The following is a 23427-nucleotide window of genomic DNA, read 5'->3' as shown; positions in this document are numbered from 1 at the left end:
ACAACCGATTTTGGGACTGCCCATGTCGTGCGCTAATCTTCAGGAGTCAGCGCGCGGGACACACCGCAGAGCGCGGCGGGGCTATAGCTCAGTTGGTTAGAGCGCATCCCTGATAAGGATGAGGCCACAGGTTCAAATCCTGTTAGCCCCACCAGAGAAAAGAGCACCACCTCACATGAGGTGGTGCTCTTTGACGTATACGACTGACATCAAGAGCACCGCACGCTCGGGGCAGCGCGGCGGTGGCGGGCGGCTCCCTGTCGGGGCGGCCCACCGGGCATCTCCTGGTCCAGGGCCCGATCCGTGGATCAGGACATGCGTGAGCCCGGCGGCTCTGTCGAGCTGCCGGGCTCTGTACGCAGATCGCTTGGGTGTTGTCGCGGGGTTCAGCGCTGGAGGGGCGTGAGTTGGTCCGCCTCGGCGTCGGGGTCCTCGTCGGTGCAGTCGGTGCCGGGGGAGGACGCCGTGTCCGCGGGCGAGCGGTGCCGGCAGCGGGGGCTCTTGCCGTGGGCCTCGGCGCGGATGCGCTGCTTCATCGTGGGGGGCAGGGCCCTGGGGGAGGACCAGGGGAACGTCGCCGGTGCCGCCGTCCGCTGCTGCGGGATGCTCGCGCCGTTGCTGTTGCTGTTGCTCTTCTGCTCGGTCTGCGGTACGGCCGCTGCGGCGGTCGTGGTGACGAGTCCGAGCGCCGTGCACAGCGCGATGAATGCGGTGACGATGGCGGTCCACACCTTCATGACCTTGTTCCGGGCCACGGCCCCTCACTTTCGGGTTGGGCGATTTGCGTACTTTCCTCATGATGTGTATGGGGGCCGAGAAGTGGTGGACCTACGCCCGTGGCGCGTCGATGTTCAGATCAACACCACTCGGATGGCCCCAAGAGCGGCGAAAAGCAAAGGAGAGGGGAGAAAGGAGGGCGAAGTAACCGTCCGTCGGGGTGTGATCACCCTCCGATCGGAGTGGTGGACTCCGCTTCTACCCCGGTTCCCGGGGCCGGAGTTGAGGGCCGACTCAGGTCACCGATCGGTATCGGTCGGTGTGTATAGTCGGGCGCCAGAGGTCCCCTACGTCAACGAAAGACGAGGTCGCGCGGTGAAGAAGCTTCTCCTGGTCGCACTGGCCGCCATCGGCGGGCTCCTCGTGTACCGCCAGATCCAGGCGGATCGCGCCGAGCAGGATCTGTGGACGGAGGCGACTGACTCCGTGCCCACGGGTTCGTGAGTCACGACAACCCAGACCGAGCACACCCCGGCCGCCTCGCGGTCGGGGTTTTGTGTGCCGAGGGCCGGTCGTGAACCCGGCCGGCGCGGCAGGATGGGCCACGGTGGCACGGCTTCGTGATCCGGCGACGGTGGGGGGTGGCGCGTGAGGGGTCGGTGTCGTACGGAACGGCGTCGTACGGCGTGGGGGCGACGTGTGGGGGCGTGGCGCTCCCGTCCGGCAGTGGCGGTGCGTGTCGCCGCCGCGGCGGTGGTGCTGGGGGCGACAGCGGCCGTGGGACCGGGACAGGCCGCCGCCGCAGGTCAGGTCTCCGGCACGCCGAGCCCGTACGCCTTCGCCGACGGCGCGCAGAGCGTCGAGGGAGCGAGGAGCACCGGTGAGGCCGCCCTGCTGAAGCCCGGCGGCACCTACAGGAGCTCCCTGCCGAGCAGCGGCAAGGTCAGCTACCGACTCGACCTCGACGCCGCGACGAACGCCTATGTCTCCGTGACCGCCGTCCCCTCCCCCGGCAGCACGGTCTCGGTCATCGACGGGGCCAGGGTGACCGTGCAGGATGCCGAGGGCAACACCTGCTCGGTCGACACCGCGAGTTTCGGGGCCGCCCGCAGCCCCCACCCCATCGCGGCCTGGGGCAGGCGCGAAACCGGCAAACCACTGTGCGGGAAGGCCGGTGCCTACTTCGTGTCCGTGGAGCGCGTCGACCCCGACGGCGAGGGCTCCTCGCCGGACGCCTGGGACCTGGAACTCGTCGCGATGACGGAACCCCAGGTGGCCGACACGGAGGCGACCGGGGCGCCCGGGACGTGGAACTCCGCCACGCCCCAGCCGCTCCAGGGAGAGCCACAGCGCCGGAAGGGCGGCGCGGGATTCAGCGGGGCGACCCCGGTCGACCAGGGAATCTGGCAGGACGACATCCGGCCCGGCCAGACCCTCTTCTACGCGGTGCCGGTCGACTGGGGGCAGCAGGTGTCCGTCACCGCCGAGCTCGGCAGCTCGGACTCCGGCGCCACCGGCTACGCGTCCGACGCGCTGGACCTGGACCTCTACAACCCGGCGCGTGGTCGCGTCGCCGACGTGGGGGTCGGTTACAACGGCGGCCAGAAGTCCGGAAGCCTGCCTCCCCTGCCCCCGGTCGACCACGCCAACCGCTACGCCGCCACCGCACAGGTCGGCGCGCTGCGGTTCGCCGGTTCCTACTACCTCGTCGCCCACCTCTCCAAGGGCGTGGCCGACACCTTCGGGGACGGGCCGTTCGTGATGACGCTGCGCGTCCGGACGAGCGGGGAGACGCGGGGCGGGCCCGAATACGCGGGGGAGTCCGTGCCTAAGGGGGTCTTCGAGGTCTCGGAGCAGGACCGGGAAGCGGCCGCGGAGGGCGTGGCCGCGGGGGACGACACCGCCATGAGGGCGCTGGCCGTGGGCGGCATCGGCACCGGGAGCGCCCTGCTGGTGGGGCTCGGGGTGTGGACGGTGGTGGCCAGGCGGAGGATCACCACGTAAAGGGCGTGCTTCCTGGTCTGGCGCGGGATCCCTCAGATGCGGGTGAGGGCCCAGAAGCCCACCGCGTAGCAGGCCAGCGCGAGGAGCAGCAGCGGTACCGCCACCTTGGCCGGAGGCCCGGCGTGGGAACGCCGCTGTGCCCGGTGCCGTGTCGGCGTCTGGCCGGCCGGCGGGGCCTGGGGGCTCTGGGCGGTGTACGAGGCCGTGGAGGCGTCCGTGCGGTACTGCTCCGCAGGAGGCAAGGGCGGCCCGGCGTAGACCGGCGGGAGGGGCTGGGCGGGGGACAGCCGGTGCGTCGGGTCGTAGGGGGAGACGGGGGCCTGCTGGTATGGAGCGGGCCGGGTCGGTCCGGGCGTGGGTGCCGAGGTGACGGTGGCCTGCGGAGGCGGCAGATGGAAGCTGCCGGTGTCCGACATCGAGGGCAACAGGGCAGGGTCGGGGCCGGTGGTGCGTCGCGGGTCGGTCGTCGGCGTCGGGCCGCCCTGCTGCCGAGGCTCGGCGCGCTGCCCGCCGGGCACCGAGGAATCACCGTCGTCGTCTCCCCGCCGGGACCTCCGCTCGCCGGTCCCCGAGGAGTCGGGCAGCCCCTGCCCCGGCCCCAGACCCTTCGCTCTCTCCAGCGGACCCTCGAGGGCGAAACCCCTGGGGAGCGGGCCGAGTTGGTCGAAGATCTCGATCAGTTCGTCGTCCGGTCCCGGTTCCGGCAGGAGCTCCGCGGCGGCGGCGAGGGCCTTGCGTGCACCCGTGGCGGTACGGAAGCGCGCCTCCGGATCCGGCTGGAGCAACATGGCCACCACCTGCCACAGCGGCTCCGGGATGCCCTTGGGCGCACCGGGCGTCCCGTGCTCGGCGAAGTACTGGATGAGCGCCTTGCTGTCCGGCTTGGCACCCTCCAGCAGATACAGCGCGACCAGGCCCACGGCGAACAGGTCGGCGGGGAAGTCCGGTTCGGCGCCCATCATCTGCTCGGGTGCGAGATACCCGGGCGTCCCGACGACGAGGTTGGTCTCCGTCAGGCGGGGCTCGCCCAGCCGCATCGCGATGCCGAAGTCGGACAGCCGCAGCCGCGGCCGGCCCGTGCCGGTGGCCTCCAGCAGCACGTTGGCCGGTTTGACGTCACGGTGCACGACGTCCTCCGCGTGCACCGCGGCCAGGCCCGCCAGCAGTTGGTCGAGCAGGGTGCAGACGAAGGCCGGCGGGAGGGGACCGTAGTCCCCGACGAGATGGGCCAGGGAGCCCCCCGCGACCAGATCCATGGTGAACAGGACCTTGTCGTCGTCGGCGGCCCAGCTGGTGGGGGCGAGTACATGGGGGTGGTCGATCCGCAGGGCCTGTTCCCGGACGAAGCGCAGCAGCGAGTGCGCGTCGCTCTGGAGCAGGACCTTGGCGGCCACGTAGCGACGGCGGCGGTGGTCCCAGGCGCGCCAGACGGCGCCGACCCCTCCGCGTCCGATCGGGTCGACCAGTTCGTACCGGCCGGCGAAGACCTCACCCATGGCTGTACGTCGCTCCTCCCCCTGTGGCTTCCCCCCTTGCTTCCCCTTCGGTGAGTGCTACGACTCCCCGACGGGTGAAACGGCCCCCTGAATCCCCCGCGTCCCCTGGGTCCGTGGAGTCCCCCGACTCCCCCGATGAGCGATACATCCCCCTGGCGTCGACCGGTCCCCCGTACGAACACGCCCCCTCGTGCCCGTCCGTCCGTGACGCGTCCCCCGTCACCTCACCCGCTGCCCGCTGCCGAACCCCCTTCGGCGCCGGGCGGTGGGATCAGCTCTGGTGGGACTGGTAGTGCGAGACCGCGTCCGAGGTGCGGCCGGCGCCGTAGACCCGGAGGAACTCTGCCAGTTCCGGATGGGTCGGGGCGAGGGTGTCGGCGGCGTCGATGATGTCGCCCGCCGCCGCGACCGACCGCAGCAGCGACTGGATCTCGCGGACGACCCGCTTGACCGTGGGCGCCCCCGAACTGCTCGTCGTCTGTGTGGTGTTGCTGAGCACCGATCCCCCCTGTGACTTCTTGATCTCCTCCATGCGCTCGGTGGCCTCGGCCGCGCTCACGCTGCCGTCCGCGACCTGCCCCGCCAGGTCCTGCAGCAGCTGCACCCGCTGCACGACGGCGGGATTGCCGATCTTCGCCCGCTGACCGCTCATCAGCTGCGACAGCATCGGTGCGGACAGTCCCAGAACCCCCGCGAGACGAGCCTGGTTGAGACCAAGATCGTCGATGAGCTTACGGAAGAGCGCCCCCAGTGGCTCCCCGTACCAGTTCCGCTGCAGTTCCCGCGCTCTTGCGGTCGCTTCCTGCTGTGCGGCGTCCATTGCGTCTCCCCATCGCTTCCCCATGTACGGCGGTTCGCGGTAGCGAACCACGCCGAGCATCTTACGGAGAGTGGTCGGCGACGGGGACCCCCAATCTTTTTGCGGAACCACGGGGGTGACCCGGTACTCTGGTCTCCGACGCCCGCCGGGATGCGGTTTCTCCGGTCGGACGTCCCCGTCCGGGGCCTTAGCTCAGTTGGTAGAGCGCTGTCTTTGCATGGCAGATGTCAGGGGTTCGACTCCCCTAGGCTCCACGTATGGAAATGCCCTCCGAACTGCGGAAACGCGGTCTCGGAGGGCGTTTTTGTGCGCCCGCGCGGACGCCGGTGGCCTGTGTTTCACGTGAAACAGCACGGCGGGGCGGGAGACCCTCAAGTCTCCCGCCCCGCCGTGCTGTTGAATCCGGTGCGCCCTCAGGAACGGTCGTCGCGCTGGGCCGCCTCGTCCTCGGCCTGCTTGGCCTCGACCTCCGGGTCCAGGACCGACGGGCCGGTGCCGTCGACGGACGACAGGTGTCCCGACTCGGGGACCTCCGTCGCGGCCGGCGGCTCCACCAGCCAGTCCGGGTTGGCCTGCTTGTCCCACCACTTCCACGCGGCGAAAGCACCGCCCGCCACGGCGCCGAGGATCACCAGCGTCTTCATGGCCTTGCCGGCCTTGGCCCGCCGTTCGTGCTTGCGGACCAGCTTCTGGATCTCCTTGGACGTGACCTGGCCGCGCAGCGCGGCCATGGCGGCCACACTCCGGGCCGCGGCCTCGGTCGTGACGGGCACGGCGGCGGCCACCGCCTGCTCGATCCTCGGCCTGGAGTACTCGGCCGCCTGGCGGGCGGCCTTGCGGGTGCGTTCGGCGGCTTCCTGGGCGGCCTGGTCGACCTTCGGCGGCACATGCGTGCGGGCCTGCTCCAGATACGGCTGCACATGCGTGCCGTACTGGACGCGCGCCTGCCCTGCGGCCTGCGTCACCTTGGGCGCTAGCCGTACGCGTGCCTCGTGTGCGTAGTGCGCGGCCCTGTCCTTGGCCGTGTCGGCGTAGGGCGCCACCACTTCCGCGGCGTGCAGCACGCTGTCCTTCGCCGAACCAGTCGCGGCGCGCACGCTGTCGATGCGGGTCACGGGTTCCTCCTCCTCGGTGGCGTACGGTATTTCGACTTTCCACCCTTTTACGGATCATGCCTCCTGGCGCACGACCAGGCATGCGCGGAAGGGCATCCGGGTCACACAAGTCGGCATCCGGAGCCGATCACGTGCAATAGCAGCTGAATAGGGGGCAACAGGAGCTTGTCGTCGACAATGCCACGGATCGCCGCCCGGCGCCCCCGCCCCGGCCCTACTGGCCTGAATTTCCGCGGGCGCCCGCCGAGGGTTTCCCCCCGCCGCACCGAGGCCGGACGACGCGAGGTCCGGTCCGTGCGAGGATCAGGGAGTCACGGAAAGACAACGGAAGGCAGATCGTGGCTGAGCAGCTCTATGCCACCCTGAAGACCAATCACGGCGACATCGAAGTCCGGCTTCTGCCGAACCACGCGCCCAAGACGGTCAAGAACTTCGTCGAGCTCGCCCAGGGCGAGCGGGAGTGGACCCACCCGGAGACGGGGAAGAAGTCCACGGACAGGCTCTACGACGGCACGGTCTTCCACCGGGTGATCAGTGGCTTCATGATCCAGGGCGGTGACCCGCTGGGCAACGGCACCGGCGGTCCCGGCTACCAGTTCGAGGACGAGTTCCACCCGGACCTGCGCTTCGACAAGCCCTACCTGCTGGCGATGGCCAACGCCGGCCCGGGCACCAACGGCTCGCAGTTCTTCGTCACCGTCTCCCCGACGGCGTGGCTCAACCGCAAGCACACCATCTTCGGCGAGGTCACCGACGCGGCCAGCCAGAAGGTCGTCGACACCATCGCCACCACCCAGACGAACCCGCGCACCGACCGTCCGCTGAACGACGTGATCATCGAGTCGGTCGTCATCGAGACCCGCTGAGTGCGACGGCTCCCGCAGGGAACCAATCGCCCCGCTCATCCGTAAGGATGGGCGGGGCGGGCTTTTCTCACACGACCTAGGGGAGACCATGGACGACCAGGCTGCGGGCAGCCCGCAGGACGCCCACAGCGTCCCCATGTGTTACCGCCATCCGGACCGCGAGACGGGCATCCGCTGCACGCGCTGCGAGCGCCCGATCTGCCCGGAGTGCATGGTCAACGCCTCCGTCGGCTTCCAGTGCCCCGAGTGCGTCCGGACCGGCTCCGGCACGGGCCACGCGCCCACGGCCGCCATGCCCCGGACCATCGCGGGCGGCTCCATCGCGGCCGACCCCCGACTGCTGACCAAGATCCTCATCGGGATCAACCTGGCCGTGTTCATCGCCGTCCAGGTCCACGAGTCGCTGCTGAACGACATCGTGCTCCGCGGTGCCTGGCCGCCCGCCCCCTTCACGCCCACACAAGGCGTGGCGGGAGGCGAGTGGTACCGCATGGTGACGTCGATGTTCGCCCACCAGGAGATCTGGCACATCGCGTTCAACATGCTCAGCCTGTGGTGGCTCGGAGGCCCGCTCGAAGCGGCCCTCGGGCGGGTCCGCTATCTCGCGCTCTACTTCATCTCCGGCCTCGCGGGCAGCGCGCTTGCCTACCTGCTGACGCCTCCCGACACTGCGACCCTCGGAGCCTCCGGCGCGATCTTCGGACTCTTCGGCGCCACGGCCGTGCTGATGCGCCGGCTCAACTACGACATGCGGCCGATCATCGCGCTGCTGGTGATCAACCTGATCTTCACCTTCAGCCCGGGGTTCAACATCTCCTGGCAGGCCCACATCGGAGGCCTGGTCGCCGGTGTCGTGGTCGGATACGCCATGGTCCACGCCCCGCGGGACCGCCGCGCGCTGGTCCAGTACGGCACCTGCGCCCTGGTCCTGGGTGTGGTCGTGCTCATGACCGTCCTGAGGACGGCGCAGCTCGCCTGACCAGGCGTTGTCCACAGCGGGTGTCGGATCTTGTGCATACGGTGCGGGAACACATGTGCCCCCTGTCACCGACCTGCGTTTCCGCAGGTCAGGCAGGGGGCGAACAAGTTTTCGAAGACCGGTACTTCCGTCATACCGGCGTCAACGTCCAGCGGGTTATCCACAGATCGTCTTCATTATCCCCATGTGGAAAACTGCTGTGGATAACTCAGCGAACAGCCCTGGGCAGAGCTGCGTTCACCGTGTGGTGACCGCTACTTCCACTGGGTCGAGACACCGAATCCGGCGGCGATGAAGCCGAAGCCCACCACGATGTTCCAGTTGCCCAGCGAGTCGATGGGCAGCGATCCGTCGGTGACGTAGAAGACGACGATCCAGGCCAGGCCGATGAGGAACATGGCCAGCATGACCGGCGCGACCCAGGCACGGTTGCTCAGCTTGATTGCGGTCGTCTGCTTGGCAGGCGGCGGCGTGTAGTCGGCCTTCTTGCGGATACGTGACTTCGGCACGAGGGTCTCTCCTGTCGATGCGCTGCGTGGCCGCGCAGGTAACTGAGTCGGTCTCGGGGCAGCGTGAGGGGACTCCGATTGCTCCCCCGGGCGTCCGTTAGCGTAGTGCTTCCGCCGCGCCGAAGGAGATAAGGGTACGTTGAGCAATTCTGCCGACTCCCCCGGGACGGGATCCACCCCTGAGCCCGCGCGCCGTTTTCGGCCGGTGCGCATCCTCACGGCGGCCGTGTTCGCTCTCGCGGGACTCATCTTCTTCACCAGCTTCGACACCGCCAAGGGCACCAACATCCGCACGGACACCTCCCTGCTGAAGTTGTCCGACCTCATCCACGAGCGCAGCCGGGAGAACGGCGAGCTGGACGAGACCAACGGCACCCTGCGCCAGGACATAGAGGCCCTCGCCGAGCGCGACGACGGCAGCACCAAGGCGGAGGACGACAAGCTCGCCGCGCTGGAGAAGCGCGCCGGCACGCAGAAGCTCAAGGGCGACTCGATCTCGGTCACGCTCAACGACGCCCCGCCGGACGCCACTGCCAAGCTCCCCGGCTACCCGGAGCCGCAGCCCGACTACCTGGTCATCCACCAGCAGGACCTCCAGGCCGTGGTGAACGCGCTGTGGCAGGGCGGGGCCAAGGGCATCAAGGTCATGGACCAGCGGCTGATCTCCACCAGCGCCGTGCGCTGCGTGGGCAACACCCTGATCCTCCAGGGCCGCGTCTACTCACCGCCGTACAAGATCACGGCGGTCGGTGACCCGGGCAGGCTGCAGAAGGCGCTCGCGGCCTCCCCGGCGATCCAGAACTACATGGTCTACGTCAACGTCTACGGGCTCGGCTGGAAAGTCGAGGAGAACGGCCCGGTGACTCTGCCCGGCTACTCGGGCACAGTGGATCTGCATTACGCGAAGCCCGTGGAGCAGTAGCCGGACCGGGGGAGCTGCCGGTGCGCGTGATCGTCAGGACCGTCAGCGAACTGTGCATCACCGTCGGCAGCCTGATCGTGCTGTTCGTCGTCTATGTGCTCTTCTGGACCGGCGTGCGGGCCGACGGCGTCATGGACGACCAGATCGACCTGCTCCGGAAGGAGTGGTCCAGGCCCCGTGCGCCGGCTGCCGGCTCCCCCGCGGGCCCGGCGAAGCCCGCGCCCTACGCCAAGGGCAGGCCTTTCGCGATCATGTACATCCCGCGGCTTGGTTTCACGTGGAACAAGCCCGTGCTCGAAGGCACCGCCCCCGGCACCTTGAAGAAGGGCCTCGGCCACTACGCCGAGACGGCCCAGCTCGGGCAGAGGGGAAATTTCGCGGTCGCCGGCCACCGTCGCACGTATGGGGACCCGTTCAAGGACTTCCCCGAGCTCAGGCGGGGTGACGCCGTGGTGCTGACCGACGGCACGACCTGGTTCACGTATCGGATCGACAAAGGACCGTACAAAACAGTGCCCTCGGACATCGAGGTGATCGACCCTGTCCCACGTACTTCCGGGTACACGCGTTCGGGCCGGTATCTGACGCTGACCACGTGCGAACCGGAGTGGGGGCACAGTCACCGTCTGATCGTCTGGGCGCACCTGGACTCCACCCAGCCCGTGGAGGCCGGGAAACCGGAGGCGCTGCGCCGTTAGTCTGGTGGCTGTACGGCGTGGGTCTGGTGCCGTGGTACGACGGAAGGGACGGCATGTACGGCTGGATCTGGCGGCATCTGCCGGGTAACACGTGGGCGAAGGCAGTGACCTCACTCGTCCTGGTCGTGGCCGTGGTCTACGTCCTCTTCCAGTACGTCTTCCCGTGGGCGGAACCGCTGCTGCCCTTCAACGATGTGACGGTGGACAACCAGTGAGCGCGCGCATTCTCGTCGTCGACAACTACGACAGCTTCGTCTTCAACCTGGTCCAGTACCTCTACCAGCTCGGCGCCGAGTGCGAGGTCCTGCGCAACGACGAGGTGTCCACGGCGCACGCCCAGGACGGTTTCGACGGGGTCCTGCTCTCTCCGGGCCCGGGCACGCCCGAGCAGGCCGGCGTCTGCGTCGACATGGTCCGGCACTGCGCCGCCACGGGTGTTCCGGTCTTCGGCGTCTGCCTCGGCATGCAGTCGATGCAGGTGGCGTACGGCGGTGTGGTGGACCGCGCGCCCGAGCTGCTGCACGGCAAGACCTCCCTGGTCGAGCACGGTGGCGGCGGCGTCTTCGCCGGTATGCCCTCCCCCTTCACGGCGACGCGCTACCACTCGCTGGCCGCCGAGCCCGCCACGGTCCCGGCGGAGCTGGAGGTCACCGCCCGTACGCACGACGGCATCGTGATGGGTCTGAGGCACCGCGAACTGCCGGTCGAGGGGGTGCAGTTCCACCCCGAGTCGGTCCTGACCGAGCACGGACACCGGATGCTGGCCAACTGGCTGGTGGAGTGCGGCGACCAGGGCGCGGTGGCGAGGTCGGCCGGGCTCGCCCCGGTGGTGGGCAGGGCCTCGGCGTGACCGCCCTGCGCCCCGAGCGCGAGTCCGACACCTCGTACGGGCAGCAGTCGTACGGGGCGCGGGGTGCGTTCGAGGAGTGGTCGGACGGGGAGACGTACGGTGTGTCCCCGCAGTCACAGCCGCAGCAGCAGCCGCAGCAGCCGTACGCGTCGTACGAACCCGTCCCGGACGAGACGTATCTGCCGCCCGTCGACGAGGAGACGGTGGCGCTGCGGATTCCGGATCCCCCGCCGGCAACAAGCGCCTCCACGACCGGCTCTGCGGCTTCTTCCGCACCGCGGCGGGATGGACCCACCCACGGTGGCCGCGCGGCCCGCAGAAAGGCCGCCAAGCGCCGTCACGGGCGCCATGGCGGAACCTCGGACACGTCGGACACCCCGTCCGCGCCCACCGGCTCCGGGAGCCGGTCACGGGCGCCGCTGTCGCGGGTCGAGGCGCGGCGGCAGGCGCGGGCGCGCAAGCCCGGCGCGGCGGTCGTCGCGAGCCGGGCGATCGGTGAGGTGTTCATCACGGCCGGCGTGCTGATGCTGCTGTTCGTCACCTATCAGCTGTGGTGGACGAACGTCCGGGCGCACGCCCAGGCCGGCAAGGAGGCCAGCAGCCTCCAGAACGACTGGGCGAGCGGCAAGCGCAACCCGGGGGCCTTCGAACCCGGGCAGGGCTTCGCCATCCTGCACATCCCGAAGCTGGACGTGGTGGTCCCGATCGCCGAGGGCACCAACAGCAAGGGTGTGCTCGACCGGGGCATGGTCGGCCACTACGCCGAGGGCGCACTGAAGACGGCGATGCCCGGCGACAAGAGCGGCAACTTCGGGCTCGCGGGGCACCGCAACACCCACGGAGAACCGTTCCGGTACATCAACAAGCTCGCTCCGGGCGACCCGATCGTCGTGGAGACGCAGGACGAGTACTTCGTCTACAAGATGGCGTCGATCCTGCCGGTGACGCCGCCGAGCAACACGAGCGTCCTGAATCCGGTGCCCACGGGCTCCGGATTCACCAAGCCCGGCCGCTACATCACGCTGACCACGTGCACGCCGGAGTTCACCAGCAAGTACCGGATGATCGTCTGGGGCAAGATGGTCGAGGAACGGCCGCGCAGCAAGGGCAAGCCGGATGCGCTCGTCAGTTAAGGGCAGATGACCAGTGGCAGCGACCACCGACACCGACCACGAGAAGCACACCGGCGGGGCGTCCCGGCCGCCTGCGGCACGTCGCAGGCCCGGCCCGGTCGCCATGGCGGTCAGCTTCTTCGGGGAACTCCTCATCACCGCGGGCCTGGTCCTCGGCCTGTTCGTCGTCTACTCACTGTGGTGGACGAACGTGGTCGCCGACCGCGCGGCCGGCAAGCAGGCCGACAAGGTCCGTGAGGACTGGGCGCACGGCCGTGGCGGCCCCGGCGCGCTGGACACCAGGAACGGCATCGGCTTCCTGCACGTGCCCGCGATGAAGAACGACGAGGTCCTGGTCGAGAAGGGCACGTCGAACAAGATCCTCAACGACGGTGTCGCCGGCTACTACACCGACCCCGTCAAGTCGGCCCTGCCGATGTCGGGCAAGAACGGCAACTTCTCCCTCGCCGCCCATCGCGACGGCCACGGCGCCGCGTTCCACAACATCGACAAGATCGAGAAGGGCGACCCGATCGTCTTCGAGACGAAGGACAAGTGGTACGTCTACAAGGTCTACGACATCCTTCCCGAGACCTCGAAGTACAACGTCAAGGTCCTGTCCAAGGTCCCGAAGGAATCGGGGAAGAAGAAGCCGGGCCACTACATCACCCTGACGACCTGCACGCCGGTGTACACGAGCACGTACCGGTACGTCGTGTGGGGCGAGCTGGAGCGGGTGGAGAAGGTGGACAGCGAGCGGACTCCGCCGAAGGAACTGGGCTGACTGCCTTCTTCGTGGGAGGTGGGCCGCTAGCATGGCGGAGGCCCGAAGCCGCAACTTTCTCTTGCGGCTTCGGGCCTTTTGGCTGCCCGCTGGTCGCTACTCCAGGACGCCCAGGGCCGCCCCGGCGCTCCATTCCTCGACCAGTCGACGATGGACGGCGGTGATGCCGCTTTCGGCCGCGATGTCGAGGGCGTCGCGGGTGAAGGGGCATGTCGCCACGAACAGGGCGACCTCGGAGTCGTGCAGGACCTTGGCGGCGCCGAGGAACTTCTGGACTTCGGGGCTGGTGATGGAGAGGTGGGGCGCGAACCTCTTGCATTGAACGACGACGCGCCGCCCGTCGGCCGTGAGCGCGGTGATGTCGATGCCCCGGTCCCTTCCGCCGCCCTGCACGACGACGTCGGTGCAGCCGTCGCGGCGGAGCAGCTCGGCGATGTGTTCTTCGAACTCGCGCCCGTTCATGGCGTCCATGGCGGCCATGACTCCGGCGAGGGGGCGGTTCTCCCGGGGGCTTTCCAGCCGCTGCAGCCGGGTGTGGTGCTGTCGGAGCCGCTTCTCGATGCGCTGGACGCCTGCCCGGAGGGCGATGAGCTCTCGTCGGTGCTCGCTCGACGTTTCGATCAGGGCGTTGAACATGGGGACGACGGTCGTTCCCAGGACGTGGGTGATGCGCTGGTCGATGCGGGCGTCGAGGGCGGCGGCGTCCAGTGGGGCGGGCTTTTCCACAGGCTGTGTGCGCGCCAGGTACTCCGTGTCGAGGAGGTACACACGCACCTGACGTGCGACATCGCTGTCCCGGAGCAGCATGGCGATGTTGAGGACGGCGCGCCGGGGGAAGAGGGCTAGGGAGCGGGTGCGTGACTGGATTCCACTGAGTTGCTTGAAGTCACTCAGTTCTGTCCCTGTCAGAACTCGATATCCGCTCGCTTCGAGTTCTGCGCGGTGGTCGTGTACGAGGGCGCGGATGACCTCCACCGTCACCGAGAAGTACGACGCCACCATCGCGGTCGTCACATGCATCCCGTCCGGCAGGAGCGACAGTGCCTTGACCCTGTCGAGTACGTCCGTGCGGGCGAGCACGCTGCCGCGCAGTGTCGGTGATTCCAGCAAGGCCGTTTCGTTGATCACGTTCTGCCCTTCGGCTCGTGTGTGGCCGGGGCGGGGTTCCGATTCCCCACCCCACCCGGTGAACGAGTCGGGACATATGAAGGCACGATCGACGTACGTACGCTCTTGCGGGCCTGTCGTCGGCTGCGCACGCCAGAGCCCCCGGCCTCTGTGGGGCCGGGGGCTCTGGGGGTGGGTCGGTGTGGTGCGGGCGGGGTCAGTCGTCCTCGTTGCTGCCGCTCAGGCCGCCGAAGATGCCGCCGTTGCCGTTGCCGCCGTTGTTGCCGCCTCCGACGCCGACGGTCTGGAGGGTGATCGTCGTGGCCGCCGGGTCGTCCACCTCTTGGTTCGGACCCGGGTTCTGGCCGGCCACGAGGGCGTTGTCGCTCTGGTCGCTGCCGCCCGCGAACTGGATGTTGGTGAAGCCGGCCTGCGCGAGGATCTGCTTGGCCTGGCCGACCGTCTGGCCGACGACCTGCGGGACCTTGACCTTCTGCTGCTGCTTCTTCTTGCCGATCTGGATGTTGACCGAGGAGTTCGGGTCGACCGACGTGCCGGCCTGCGGCGTGGTCTGGATGACCTTGCCGACCTGGTTGTCGTCGTCGGTCTCCACCTCGGTGCAGTTGCCGACCAGGTCGCTGGCCTGCATCTGCTGCTTGGCCGCGTCGCAGCTCTGGCCGAGGACGTCCGGGACGGTGGACTTCTCCGCTTCCTTGGCGATGGTCAGGGTGATCGTGGAGCCCTTCTCGACTTCGTCGCCCGTGCTCGGGTCCTGCTCCAGCACGGTGCCCGGGTCCTCCGGCGACTCCCGAGTCTCCGTCTGGACGTCGAACTGGTACCGGTCGCCCTCCAGCTTCGCCTTCGCCTCGTCGAGGCTGAGGCCGGTCACGCTGGGGACCGCCACCTTCGGCGCCCCGGTCGACACGACCAGGGAGACGGTGTCGCCCTTGTTGACCTTGATCCCGGCCTTCGGGTCCTGGGAGCAGACGTTGCCCTTGGCCTGGTTCTCGCAGGGCTTGCTGGAGAAGGTCAGTTCCAGGTCGGAGTTCTTGGCCAGCTGCTGGGCGCTCTTCTTCGACTCGCCGACGAAGTTGGGCGCCGGGAGCGAGTCGTTGCCCACGCCGCCGTCGCCGCTGAACGCCCACCGGCCGATCAGGATCGCCCCGACCAGGACCAGGATGCCCGCCACCACCAGCAGGATCGTGGAGGTGTTGGACTTGCGCTGCTGCCCGCGACGCCGGTCGGGGCGGTCGTCGTAGCCGTAGCCGCCGTCGTCGGGGTTCATCGGGGGCAGCATGGACGTGGCGCCGGCGCCGGAGTCCGCGCGCAGGGCCGTCGTCGGCTGGTCGTCGGGGTAGCCGCCGTAGCCCACCGCGCCCATCGCGGCGGTGGCGGCGACGGGCTGGCCGTCGAGGCAGGCCTCGATGTCGGCGCGCATCTCGTCGGCCGACTGGTAGCGGTAGTCCGGGTCCTTGACGAGCGCCTTCAGTACGATCGCGTCCATCTCGGGCGTGATCTCGGGGTCGAAGACGCTCGGCGACTGCGGCTCCTCCCGCACGTGCTGGTAGGCCACGGCCACGGGGGAGTCGCCGACGAACGGCGGGCGGACGGTCAGCAGCTCGTAGAGCAGACAGCCGGTGGAGTACAGGTCGGAGCGGGCGTCGACCTGCTCGCCCTTGGCCTGCTCCGGCGAGAGGTACTGGGCGGTGCCGATGACCGCGGAGGTCTGCGTCATCGTCATGCCGGAGTCGCCCATGGCGCGGGCGATGCCGAAGTCCATGACCTTGACCTGGCCGTTGCGCGTCAGCATGACGTTCGCCGGCTTGATGTCGCGGTGCACGATGCCGGCGCGGTGGGAGTACTCCAGGGCCTGGAGGATGCCGATGGTCATCTCCATGGCACGCTCCGGCAGCAGCTTGCGGCCGGAGTGCAGCAGCTCACGCAGTGTCGAGCCGTCCACGTACTCCATGACGATGTACGGGATCGACACGTTGTCGATGTAGTCCTCGCCCGTGTCGTAGACCGCGACGATCGCGGGATGGTTGAGCGAGGCGGCCGACTGGGCCTCCCGGCGGAACCGGGCCTGGAAGGAAGGGTCACGCGCGAGATCCGCGCGCAGCGTCTTCACCGCCACGGTGCGGCCGAGGCGGGTGTCATGCGCGAGGTAGACCTCCGCCATGCCACCACGCCCGAGCACCTGGCCCAGTTCGTACCGGCCGCCGAGGCGACGCGGCTCTTCCATAGCTACCTACCAGCCCTCTCCGTCGGTCCCGACCGGCACGCTTGTACGGTCGGAGGCTGCCGTCCGGGCCTACCGTACCCGGCTCGCTTTGTGTGACCTGGTCAAGCCCCTCAGCCGATACAGGACCGGTATCGCAACGTGCACCGATGTGAAGCAGGCGTGAGCGGAGTCACTTCTTGCTGTTGATGACCGCCTCCATCACGTTCCTCGCGATCGGGGCCGCGAGGCCGCCTCCGGAGATGTCGTCACGGACGGCGTTGTCGTCCTCGACGACGACTGCCACGGCGACCGGCGAGCTGTCGTCGTCGCCCTTGGCGTAGGAGATGAACCACGCGTAGGGGTTCTCGCTGTTGTCGACGCCGTGCTGGGCGGTACCGGTCTTGCCGCCGACCGTGACACCGGGGATCTTGGCGTTCGAGCCGGTTCCCTTGTCGACGACCGTCTCCATCATCGACTGGAGGATCTGGGCGTTCTCCGCCGACAGCGGCTGGCTCAGCTCTTCGGGGTCGGTCTTCGCGATCGGGTCGACGCCGGGAGACTGAAGCTCGTCGACCATGTACGGCTTCATCAGCTTGCCGTCGTTGGCGACGGCCGAGGCGACCATGGCCATCTGCAGCGGGGTGGCGGCGGTGTTGAACTGACCGATCGAGGACAGCGCGGTCTGCGACGGGTTCATGTTGTCGGAGAAGACGGAGGCGTTGGCGCGGACCGGTGTGAACTGCTCTTCGTCGAAGCCGAACTTCTTGGCCATGTCCAGCATCTTGTCGTTGCCGAGGTCCGAGCCGATCTTGCCGAAGACGGTGTTGCAGGAGTACTGGAGGGCGACCCGCAGCGTCGCGTTCTTGCAGGGGATGTTGCCCTCGTTGGGCAGCTTGGTGGTGGTGCCCTTCATGATCCACGGGTCAGGCGAGTCCGTCTTGGCGTCGGCGGACGTGTACAGCCCGTCCTCCAGAGCGGCGGCCGCGGTGACCACCTTGAAGGTGGAACCGGGCGGGTAGGTCTCGCGCAGCGCCCGGTTGAGCATCGGGTCGTCCGGGTTGTTCTTCTTCTGGAGCTTCTGCCAGGCCTTGCTGTCCGTCGTCGTGGAGTTCCCGGCGAAGGACGACGGGTCGTACGACGGGAACGAGGCCAGCGCCAGGATCTTGCCGGTGGACGGCTCCAGGGCGACCACGGAGCCCTTGCCGCCCTGCCGCTTCAGGCCGTTGTACGCGGCCTTCTGCGCGGCGGCGTTCAGTGTCGTGACGACGTTGCCACCCTGCTGCTTCTTGCCGGTGAGCATGTCGAGAGTGTTGCGGAAGAACAGCCGGTCGTCATTGCCGGTGAGGATGCCGTCCTCGAGGTTCTCGATCTGGCTGGCGCCGAAGGCCTGGGAGGCGTAGCCGGTGACGGGCGCCCACATGGGGCCGTCCTTGTAGGTGCGCTTGAACTTGAAGTCGCTGCCCGGCGTCTCGGCGGAACCGGTGATCGGCTTCCCGTCGACGATGATGTCGCCGCGGGGTGAGGCGTAGCGCTCGATGATGACGCGGCGGTTGTTCTTGTCGGTCCTGAGCTCGTCGGCCTGGACGTACTGGATCCAGTTGTCGCGGATCAGCAGGGCCAGGACGAGCAGGCCGCAGAAGATCGCGATCCGGCGCAGGGGCTTGTTCATGACGGGCGGACCACCTGGGTCATCTCGGCGTCGGGGTTGGCGGCGGGAGCGGGGGCCGGGCGGCGGGCCGTGTCGCTGATCCTCAACAGGATGCCGATCAGCGCCCAGTTGGCGATCACGGAGGAACCGCCGTACGCCACGAACGGCAGCGTCATACCGGTCAGCGGGATGAGGCCCATCACGCCGCCGGCCACGACGAAGACCTGGAGGGCGAAGGCGCCGGACAGACCGATGGCCAGCAGCTTGCCGAACGGGTCGCGGGCCGCGAGGGCGGTGCGTACGCCTCGCTCGACGATCAGACCGTAGAGCAGCAGGATCGCCATGACGCCGGCCAGGCCCAGCTCCTCGCCGAAGGTGGCGAGGATGAAGTCGGAGTTGGCGGCGAAGCCGATGAGGTCGGAGTTGCCCTGCCCGAGACCGGTGCCGAGCGTGCCGCCGGAGCCGAAGGCCCACAGGGCCTGCATGGCCTGCTCGGAGTGGAGGATGCCGTCGCTGGCCCCGGAACGGCTGAGCTGGAACTCGCGCATCGGGTCCAGCCAGGCCTGCACGCGCGTCTGGATGTGCGGCTCGAAGCTTGCCACGCCGACGGCGCCGACCGCGGACATCAGCAGACCGAAGACGATCCAGCTGGTCCGCTCGGTGGCGACGTACAGCATGATGACGAACATTCCGAAGAACAGCAGGGATGTACCGAGGTCGGTCTCGAAGACCAGGATGAGGATCGAGATCACCCAGACCACGAGGATCGGGCCGAGGTCGCGGCCGCGCGGCAGGTACAGCCCCATGAAGCGGCGGCTGGCCAGGGCCAGGGCGTCTCTCTTGACCATGAGGTAGCCGGCGAAGAACACCGCGAGGGCGATCTTCGCGAACTCGCCGGGCTGGAGCGTGCCGAGGCCGGGGATCTTGATCCAGATCTTGGCGCCGTAGATGTTCGCGCCGAGTCCGGGCACGAGCGGCAGGACCAGCAGCAACAGCGCACCGGCCATGGAGATGTACGTGTAGCGCTGCAGGACCCGGTGGTCCTTGAGGAAGATCAGCACGACCACCAGCAGGGCGACGCCCATCGCGGAGTACAGCAGCTGCCGGGGAGCCGCCTCGACGAACTGCTTGCTCGCCTGCAGCTTCTCCGACTGGTCCAGGCGCCAGATGATGACCAGTCCGAGCCCGTTGAGCAGCGTCGCCAGCGGCAGCATCAGCGGGTCGGCGTACGGTGCGAACTTCCGTACGGCGAGATGCCCGACGCCCGCGAGCAGACCGAGTCCGAGCCCGTAGCTCAGCAGACCCGGAGGCACCGAGTCGTTGAGGGCCAGGCCGACGTTGGCGTAGGCGAACACCGGGATGACGACGGCGAACAACAGCAGCGCGAGCTCGGTGTTGCGCCGGCTCGGCGCGCCGATGGCGCCGATCGTGGACGTGTGGTGCGTCGGCGAGTGCGACGTATTCGTACCGCTCATCGTGTGACAGGGCCTCTCACGGCTACTGCTTACCGCACAGCGAGACGACCTTCTGCTCTTCCTCCGAGAGGCTGGGGCCGGGGCTGGGGGTGGGTGCGGTCGTGGTCGGGGGCGTGGACTTCTCCGGTGCCGACGGTGAATCCGACGGGCTGGTCGGGTTCGGCGTCGGTGTGGCCTTGGACGTGAAGGAGGCGGGAGTGGTTCCCGTGGTGCCCCCGGCCTCGCCTTCGCCGGTCTTGGAGTTGTTCTTGCTCTCGGCGTCGCGCCGCTGCGCCTCCTTCTTGCACGCGGAGGCCTGCACCGACAGTTCCTGGATCTTCGCCTGGGCGTTCTTGAGCCCGCCCTCGGCGATGGTCGCCTCGACCAGCTTCTGCTGGTAGGGCGGCAGGTACTTGAGTTCGATCTCGGGGTGGTCCTTCTCGACCTTCGAGAGCGAGACCCAGGCCAGGTCCTGGCTGATGCCCCGGTACAGCGCGACGTGCTCGTCCTCGGCGCCGACGTAGTACTGCGTCTGCGTCCAGCGGTATCCGCCGTACAGGCCGCCGCCGATGACGGCCAGCGCGAGGGCGCCGTAGAGCGATCTCTTCAGCCAGCGGCCCTTCTTGCGGGGCTTGGTGAAGTCGTCGTCGCCGTAGTCGAAGCCGGACGCCGGGATGTAGCCGGTGGTGTCGCCGGATCCGGGCGGGCCGAACTCGCCGCCCCCGCCGCCCCGGCCGTGTCCCTGGCGGCCGAGCCCGGAGGCGCGGCCGGCGGGGGTCTGCATGATGCCGTTGTCGTGGTGCTGGTGCTGGTTCTCGGCGACGGCACCGACCACGACGGGGGTGTCGGACAGCTGCCCCGCGAGGGTGTCACCGGTGTCGAGGTCGAGGACGTCGGCGATGATGACGGTGATGTTGTCCGGGCCGCCGCCGCGCAGTGCCAGCTCGATCAGGTTCTGGACGGTCTCCTGGGGGCCCTGGTAGCTGGCGAGGGTGTCCTCCAGGGTCTGGTGGGACACCACGCCGGACAGGCCGTCGGAGCAGATCAGGTAGCGGTCGCCGGCGCGGACCTCGCGGATGGACAGGTCCGGCTCGACGTGGTCGCCGGATCCGAGGGCGCGCATCAGCAGCGAGCGCTGCGGGTGCGTGGTCGCCTCCTCCTCGGTGATCCGGCCCTCGTCGACCAGGCGCTGCACCCAGGTGTGGTCCTGGGTGATCTGTGTGAGGACGCCGTCGCGGAGCAGGTACGCGCGCGAGTCGCCGACGTGCACCAGGCCGAGGCGCTGGCCCGTCCACAGCAGGGCGGTCAGGGTGGTGCCCATGCCCTCCAGCTCGGGGTCGTCCTCGACCATCGAGCGCAGCTGGTCGTTGGCGCGCTGCACCGCCGTGCCGAGCGAGGTGAGGACGTCGGAGCCGGGGACGTCGTCGTCGAGGGCGACGATGGTGGAGATGGCTTCGGAGGAGGCGACCTCACCGGCCGCCGCGCCGCCCATGCCGTCGGCGATGGCGAGCAGGCGCGGGCCGGCGTACCCGGAGTCCTCGTTGCCCTCCCGGATCATGCCCTTGTGCGATCCGGCCGCGAAGCGCAGTGACAGACTCATGCGCACCTCGCCTGTCGGCTCCGGGTACAGCCGGTCGTGTCGAGCCACACTGCCCACCCTCCGGTCGGGAGCGCGCGGGGGGCCGGGGTGGGGCCCGCCACTGCGTGCTCGCTCCGCTCGCGCCTATCCATGATGTAGCACTACTTCCGCAGCTCGATGACGGTCTTGCCGATGCGGATCGGCGCGCCCAGCGCAATCGGTGTGGGAGTCGTCAGCCGGGACCGGTCCAGGTACGTGCCGTTGGTGGAGCCGAGGTCCTCGACGATCCACTGGCCGTCGCGGTCCGGGTAGATCCTGGCATGGCGGCTGGAGGCGTAGTCGTCGTCCAGCACGATCGTCGAGTCGTGCGCCCGGCCCAGGGTGATGGTCTGGCCCTGGAGCGCGACCGTGGTGCCGGTGAGGGTGCCCTCGGTGACGACCAGCTTGGTGGGGGCGTTACGGCCGCGCCGGCCTCCGGCGGGCTGCTGGCGCTGCTGCGGCGGCGCCTGGCGGGCGGCGGCCTGCTGCTGCCTGCCTGCCTCGCGGCGCGAACCGCGCTGCGTGACACGCGTACCGAACAGGTCGCTGCGGATGACCTGCACGGCCACGATCACGAACAGCCACAGTACGGCCAGGAAACCCAGCCGCATGACCGTGAGGGTCAGCTCTGACATTGCCCCCGCTTCACCCTTCGGCTTGCCGGTAAATGATGGTGGTGCTGCCCACGACGATCCGCGAGCCGTCGCGGAGCGTAGCGCGGGTGGTGTGCTGTCCGTCCACCACGATGCCGTTGGTGGATCCGAGATCCTGGATCGTCGAGGGCGTTCCGGTCCGGATCTCGCAGTGCCGGCGGGAGACGCCGGGGTCGTCGATCCGCACGTCGGCGTCGGTGCTGCGGCCCATCACCAGCGTCGAGCGGGAGATCTGATGGCGGGTGCCGTTGATCTCGATCCAGTGGCGGGTGCGTCCGCCGGCGGCCGGGGGCCGCTGGCCGCTCGCGGCGGGCGGGTAGCCGTAACCACCGGGACGGCCGCCGGGCGGCGGCGCGGCCGGCATGGGCGGGGCGCCGGAGGGCGCCGCGGCGGGCGGGTAGCCGTAGCCACCGGGGCGTCCGCCCTGCGGGGCCGCGGGTGCGGCGGCGCCGCCTCCCGGGCCGCCCTGCTGGCTGCTGGAGGAGGCGAGCGTGCGGCTGCGGACCCGGTACAGGCCGGTGTCGAGGTCGTCCGCCTTCTCCAGGTGGACCTTGATGGGGCCCATGAAGGTGTAGCGCTGCTGCTTGGCGTAGTCGCGCACCATGCCGGCGAGCTCGTCGCCGAGCTGGCCGGAGTAGGGGCTGAGCCGCTCGAAGTCCGGCGTGCTCAGCTCCACGATGAAGTCGTTGGGCACGACCGTCCGGTCGCGGTTCCAGATGGTGGCGTTGTTGTCGCACTCGCGCTGGAGCGCTCCCGCGATCTCCACGGGCTGGACCTCGGACTTGAACACCTTGGCGAAGGTGCCGTTGACCAGACCTTCGAGACGTTGCTCGAACTTCTTCAGGACTCCCATGGGGCACCTCCTCCTTGGCTGCCGTCCTGTGCACTGCCCTGCGGGCCGCTTGCCGGGTACTGCTGGTACTGCTTACTGATCGTATCCACGCGCCGGTCGATCGGCTGGTTCCCCCTGTCAGCGCGGCCGACGGGTGTCGACGCATGACGAAGTTCCCTGTGGAGCTCCTCTTCGAACTCCTCCGGCGGCACTGCTGCGCGTAGCCGCCTCCTGTATGCCTGACAAGGATCGTAGAGGCGGCCGAAGACCAGTGTCCCGCACCTGACTGTGGACCCCGCCCCCTCCTGCGGAGACGGCGGGTACCGGTACGAGGTTGATACGTGAACCGGTACGGGTTGATACGTGGCAGGGACATCGAAGGTTCGGTGGGCGGTCTGCCTGCGGGATAAGGGATGTGAACCCACCCCTTCCAGCGTGCTAATGTTCTGGGTGTCGGAAGGCGCCCGCCCCAAGGGGCAGACGCCCAGGACACACCCAATGCGCGGGTGGCGGAATAGGCAGACGCGCTGGATTCAGGTTCCAGTGCCCGAAAGGGCGTGGGGGTTCAACTCCCCCCTCGCGCACCGTCGGAACGGGCGGCATCGATCAGATGCCGCCCGTTCTTCGTGTTGATGGCTGTGAGGGTTCTCTCGGGCCCGACCCGGAGCTCCTCCGTGTGAGGAAGCTCTCAGGCCTGGTCGGCCGGGCCGGTGCGGGCGGTCAGGTCCCGCTCGTCCGTCGGCGGGTACGCGTGGCGGACCGGGTTCCGCCGGTGGAGGCGTCGCCGCAGCAGGCCCTCGGCCTCCGGGCGCCGCAGCCGGCCGGTGAGGGTGGTGCGGGCGATGCCCGGCGTGCCGATGGCCCGGGCCGGAGGGCCACTCCCCGGCCCGGCACCGAGGGCTTCTCGCGTGGCCCGGCCCGGTCCCGAGGGCTTCTCGCGTGGCCCGGCCCGGTCCCGAGGGCTTCTCGCGTGGCCCGGCCCGGTCCCGAGGGCTTCTCGCGTGGCCCGGCCCGGTCCCGAG

22 protein-coding genes and 3 tRNA genes are annotated in these 23427 nt (G+C 69.1%); 13 read left to right on the top strand and 12 right to left on the bottom strand.

The annotated features are described in order from the left end of the window. Positions 1 to 77 precede the first annotated feature (77 nt). Positions 78 to 154, top strand: a tRNA-Ile gene (locus BJ965_RS18925). Between the two features lie 232 nt (positions 155 to 386). On the opposite strand, the gene BJ965_RS18920 is transcribed toward BJ965_RS18925, so the two are convergent. Then, positions 387 to 755: a DUF6344 domain-containing protein gene (locus BJ965_RS18920; RefSeq protein ID WP_184909744.1), complete on the bottom strand. Its 369-nt coding sequence runs from the start codon at positions 753 to 755 to the stop codon at positions 387 to 389. A gap of 337 nt (positions 756 to 1092) precedes the next feature. On the opposite strand from BJ965_RS18920, the gene BJ965_RS38740 reads away from it, so the two are divergent. Together BJ965_RS38740 and BJ965_RS18910 are read left to right on the top strand one after the other, a co-directional pair. Continuing rightward, positions 1093 to 1221, top strand: coding sequence for a DLW-39 family protein (locus tag BJ965_RS38740; RefSeq protein WP_003999697.1), 129 nt, complete (start codon positions 1093 to 1095; stop codon positions 1219 to 1221). A gap of 144 nt (positions 1222 to 1365) precedes the next feature. After that, entirely contained in the window at positions 1366 to 2721 is a 1356-nt protein-coding gene (locus BJ965_RS18910; protein WP_376777927.1) for a hypothetical protein, read from the top strand. A 32-nt stretch (positions 2722 to 2753) separates the two neighbouring features. On the opposite strand, the gene BJ965_RS18905 is transcribed toward BJ965_RS18910, so the two are convergent. Continuing rightward, a complete protein-coding gene (locus BJ965_RS18905) occupies positions 2754 to 4217 on the bottom strand; it encodes a serine/threonine-protein kinase (RefSeq protein WP_184909742.1) in 1464 nt (487 codons plus the stop codon). A gap of 271 nt (positions 4218 to 4488) precedes the next feature. Next, positions 4489 to 5037 carry a helix-turn-helix domain-containing protein gene (locus BJ965_RS18900; protein WP_184909741.1) on the bottom strand — a complete coding sequence of 183 codons (549 nt, stop codon included), beginning with the start codon at positions 5035 to 5037 and terminating at the stop codon, positions 4489 to 4491. 181 nt (positions 5038 to 5218) lie between these two features. Here BJ965_RS18900 and BJ965_RS18895 point away from each other — a divergent pair. Further along, a tRNA-Ala gene (locus BJ965_RS18895) sits at positions 5219 to 5291 on the top strand. A gap of 159 nt (positions 5292 to 5450) precedes the next feature. Here BJ965_RS18895 and BJ965_RS18890 read toward each other — a convergent pair. Continuing rightward, positions 5451 to 6152 carry a DUF5324 family protein gene (locus tag BJ965_RS18890; protein WP_030846995.1) on the bottom strand — a complete coding sequence of 234 codons (702 nt, stop codon included), beginning with the start codon at positions 6150 to 6152 and terminating at the stop codon, positions 5451 to 5453. A 338-nt stretch (positions 6153 to 6490) separates the two neighbouring features. On the opposite strand from BJ965_RS18890, the gene BJ965_RS18885 reads away from it, so the two are divergent. After that, complete coding sequence (locus BJ965_RS18885; protein ID WP_030846991.1) at positions 6491 to 7018, top strand: peptidylprolyl isomerase; 528 nt, start codon at positions 6491 to 6493, stop codon at positions 7016 to 7018. Positions 7019 to 7106: 88 nt separating this feature from the next. After that, the gene (locus BJ965_RS18880) at positions 7107 to 7997 is read left to right on the top strand and encodes a rhomboid family intramembrane serine protease (RefSeq protein WP_184909740.1); all 891 of its coding nucleotides are present in this window, start codon (positions 7107 to 7109) and stop codon (positions 7995 to 7997) included. Between the two features lie 254 nt (positions 7998 to 8251). Here BJ965_RS18880 and crgA read toward each other — a convergent pair whose 3' ends face one another. Then, positions 8252 to 8506, bottom strand: a complete 255-nt coding sequence (crgA, locus tag BJ965_RS39420) for a cell division protein CrgA (RefSeq protein ID WP_030846986.1) — start codon at positions 8504 to 8506, stop codon at positions 8252 to 8254. 139 nt (positions 8507 to 8645) lie between these two features. Between crgA and BJ965_RS18870 the strand changes: the two genes are divergently transcribed. From BJ965_RS18870 to BJ965_RS18845, 6 genes are read left to right on the top strand one after another with little or no spacing between them, the layout of a single operon-like run. Then, positions 8646 to 9428, top strand: a complete 783-nt coding sequence (locus tag BJ965_RS18870) for a DUF881 domain-containing protein (protein ID WP_184909739.1) — start codon at positions 8646 to 8648, stop codon at positions 9426 to 9428. Positions 9429 to 9448: 20 nt separating this feature from the next. Then, positions 9449 to 10126 carry a class E sortase gene (locus tag BJ965_RS18865; RefSeq protein WP_184909738.1) on the top strand — a complete coding sequence of 226 codons (678 nt, stop codon included), beginning with the start codon at positions 9449 to 9451 and terminating at the stop codon, positions 10124 to 10126. A gap of 17 nt (positions 10127 to 10143) precedes the next feature. Further along, positions 10144 to 10341, top strand: coding sequence for a hypothetical protein (locus tag BJ965_RS18860; protein WP_184918072.1), 198 nt, complete (start codon positions 10144 to 10146; stop codon positions 10339 to 10341). Continuing rightward, positions 10338 to 10976 carry an aminodeoxychorismate/anthranilate synthase component II gene (locus BJ965_RS18855; protein WP_184909737.1) on the top strand — a complete coding sequence of 213 codons (639 nt, stop codon included), beginning with the start codon at positions 10338 to 10340 and terminating at the stop codon, positions 10974 to 10976. The genes BJ965_RS18860 and BJ965_RS18855 overlap by 4 nt, the downstream gene beginning before the upstream one ends. Then, positions 10973 to 12109, top strand: a complete 1137-nt coding sequence (locus BJ965_RS18850; RefSeq protein WP_184909736.1) for a class E sortase — start codon at positions 10973 to 10975, stop codon at positions 12107 to 12109. Before BJ965_RS18855 ends, BJ965_RS18850 begins: the two co-directional genes overlap by 4 nt. A 13-nt stretch (positions 12110 to 12122) precedes the next feature. Further along, positions 12123 to 12872, top strand: coding sequence for a class E sortase (locus BJ965_RS18845; RefSeq protein WP_184909735.1), 750 nt, complete (start codon positions 12123 to 12125; stop codon positions 12870 to 12872). 96 nt (positions 12873 to 12968) lie between these two features. Here the strand turns inward: BJ965_RS18845 and BJ965_RS18840 are convergent, their stop codons facing one another. From BJ965_RS18840 to BJ965_RS18810, 7 genes are all read right to left on the bottom strand, one after another. Continuing rightward, positions 12969 to 14000, bottom strand: coding sequence for a restriction endonuclease (locus tag BJ965_RS18840; protein ID WP_184909734.1), 1032 nt, complete (start codon positions 13998 to 14000; stop codon positions 12969 to 12971). Between the two features lie 196 nt (positions 14001 to 14196). Next, positions 14197 to 16221, bottom strand: a complete 2025-nt coding sequence (gene pknB / locus BJ965_RS18835; RefSeq protein WP_184909733.1) for a Stk1 family PASTA domain-containing Ser/Thr kinase — start codon at positions 16219 to 16221, stop codon at positions 14197 to 14199. 169 nt (positions 16222 to 16390) lie between these two features. Continuing rightward, a complete protein-coding gene (locus BJ965_RS18830; RefSeq protein ID WP_184909732.1) occupies positions 16391 to 17869 on the bottom strand; it encodes a peptidoglycan D,D-transpeptidase FtsI family protein in 1479 nt (492 codons plus the stop codon). Continuing rightward, positions 17866 to 19323 (bottom strand): FtsW/RodA/SpoVE family cell cycle protein, encoded by a 1458-nt coding sequence (locus BJ965_RS18825; RefSeq protein ID WP_184909731.1) that lies wholly within the window; start codon positions 19321 to 19323, stop codon positions 17866 to 17868. The genes BJ965_RS18830 and BJ965_RS18825 overlap by 4 nt, the downstream gene beginning before the upstream one ends. 22 nt (positions 19324 to 19345) lie before the next feature. After that, positions 19346 to 20902 carry a Stp1/IreP family PP2C-type Ser/Thr phosphatase gene (locus tag BJ965_RS18820; RefSeq protein ID WP_221513159.1) on the bottom strand — a complete coding sequence of 519 codons (1557 nt, stop codon included), beginning with the start codon at positions 20900 to 20902 and terminating at the stop codon, positions 19346 to 19348. A 140-nt stretch (positions 20903 to 21042) separates the two neighbouring features. Beyond that, positions 21043 to 21555, bottom strand: coding sequence for an FHA domain-containing protein FhaB/FipA (locus BJ965_RS18815; protein WP_033309926.1), 513 nt, complete (start codon positions 21553 to 21555; stop codon positions 21043 to 21045). Between the two features lie 10 nt (positions 21556 to 21565). After that, positions 21566 to 22426, bottom strand: coding sequence for an FhaA domain-containing protein (locus BJ965_RS18810; protein WP_184909729.1), 861 nt, complete (start codon positions 22424 to 22426; stop codon positions 21566 to 21568). 479 nt (positions 22427 to 22905) lie between these two features. Here BJ965_RS18810 and BJ965_RS18805 point away from each other — a divergent pair. Beyond that, positions 22906 to 22989: transfer RNA gene (locus BJ965_RS18805), tRNA-Leu, on the top strand. Positions 22990 to 23427 lie beyond the last annotated feature (438 nt).

This window comes from Streptomyces luteogriseus (assembly GCF_014205055.1).
Taxonomy (GTDB): Bacteria; Actinomycetota; Actinomycetes; order Streptomycetales; family Streptomycetaceae; genus Streptomyces; species Streptomyces luteogriseus.
This window is presented reverse-complemented; position numbering and strand designations above follow the sequence as displayed.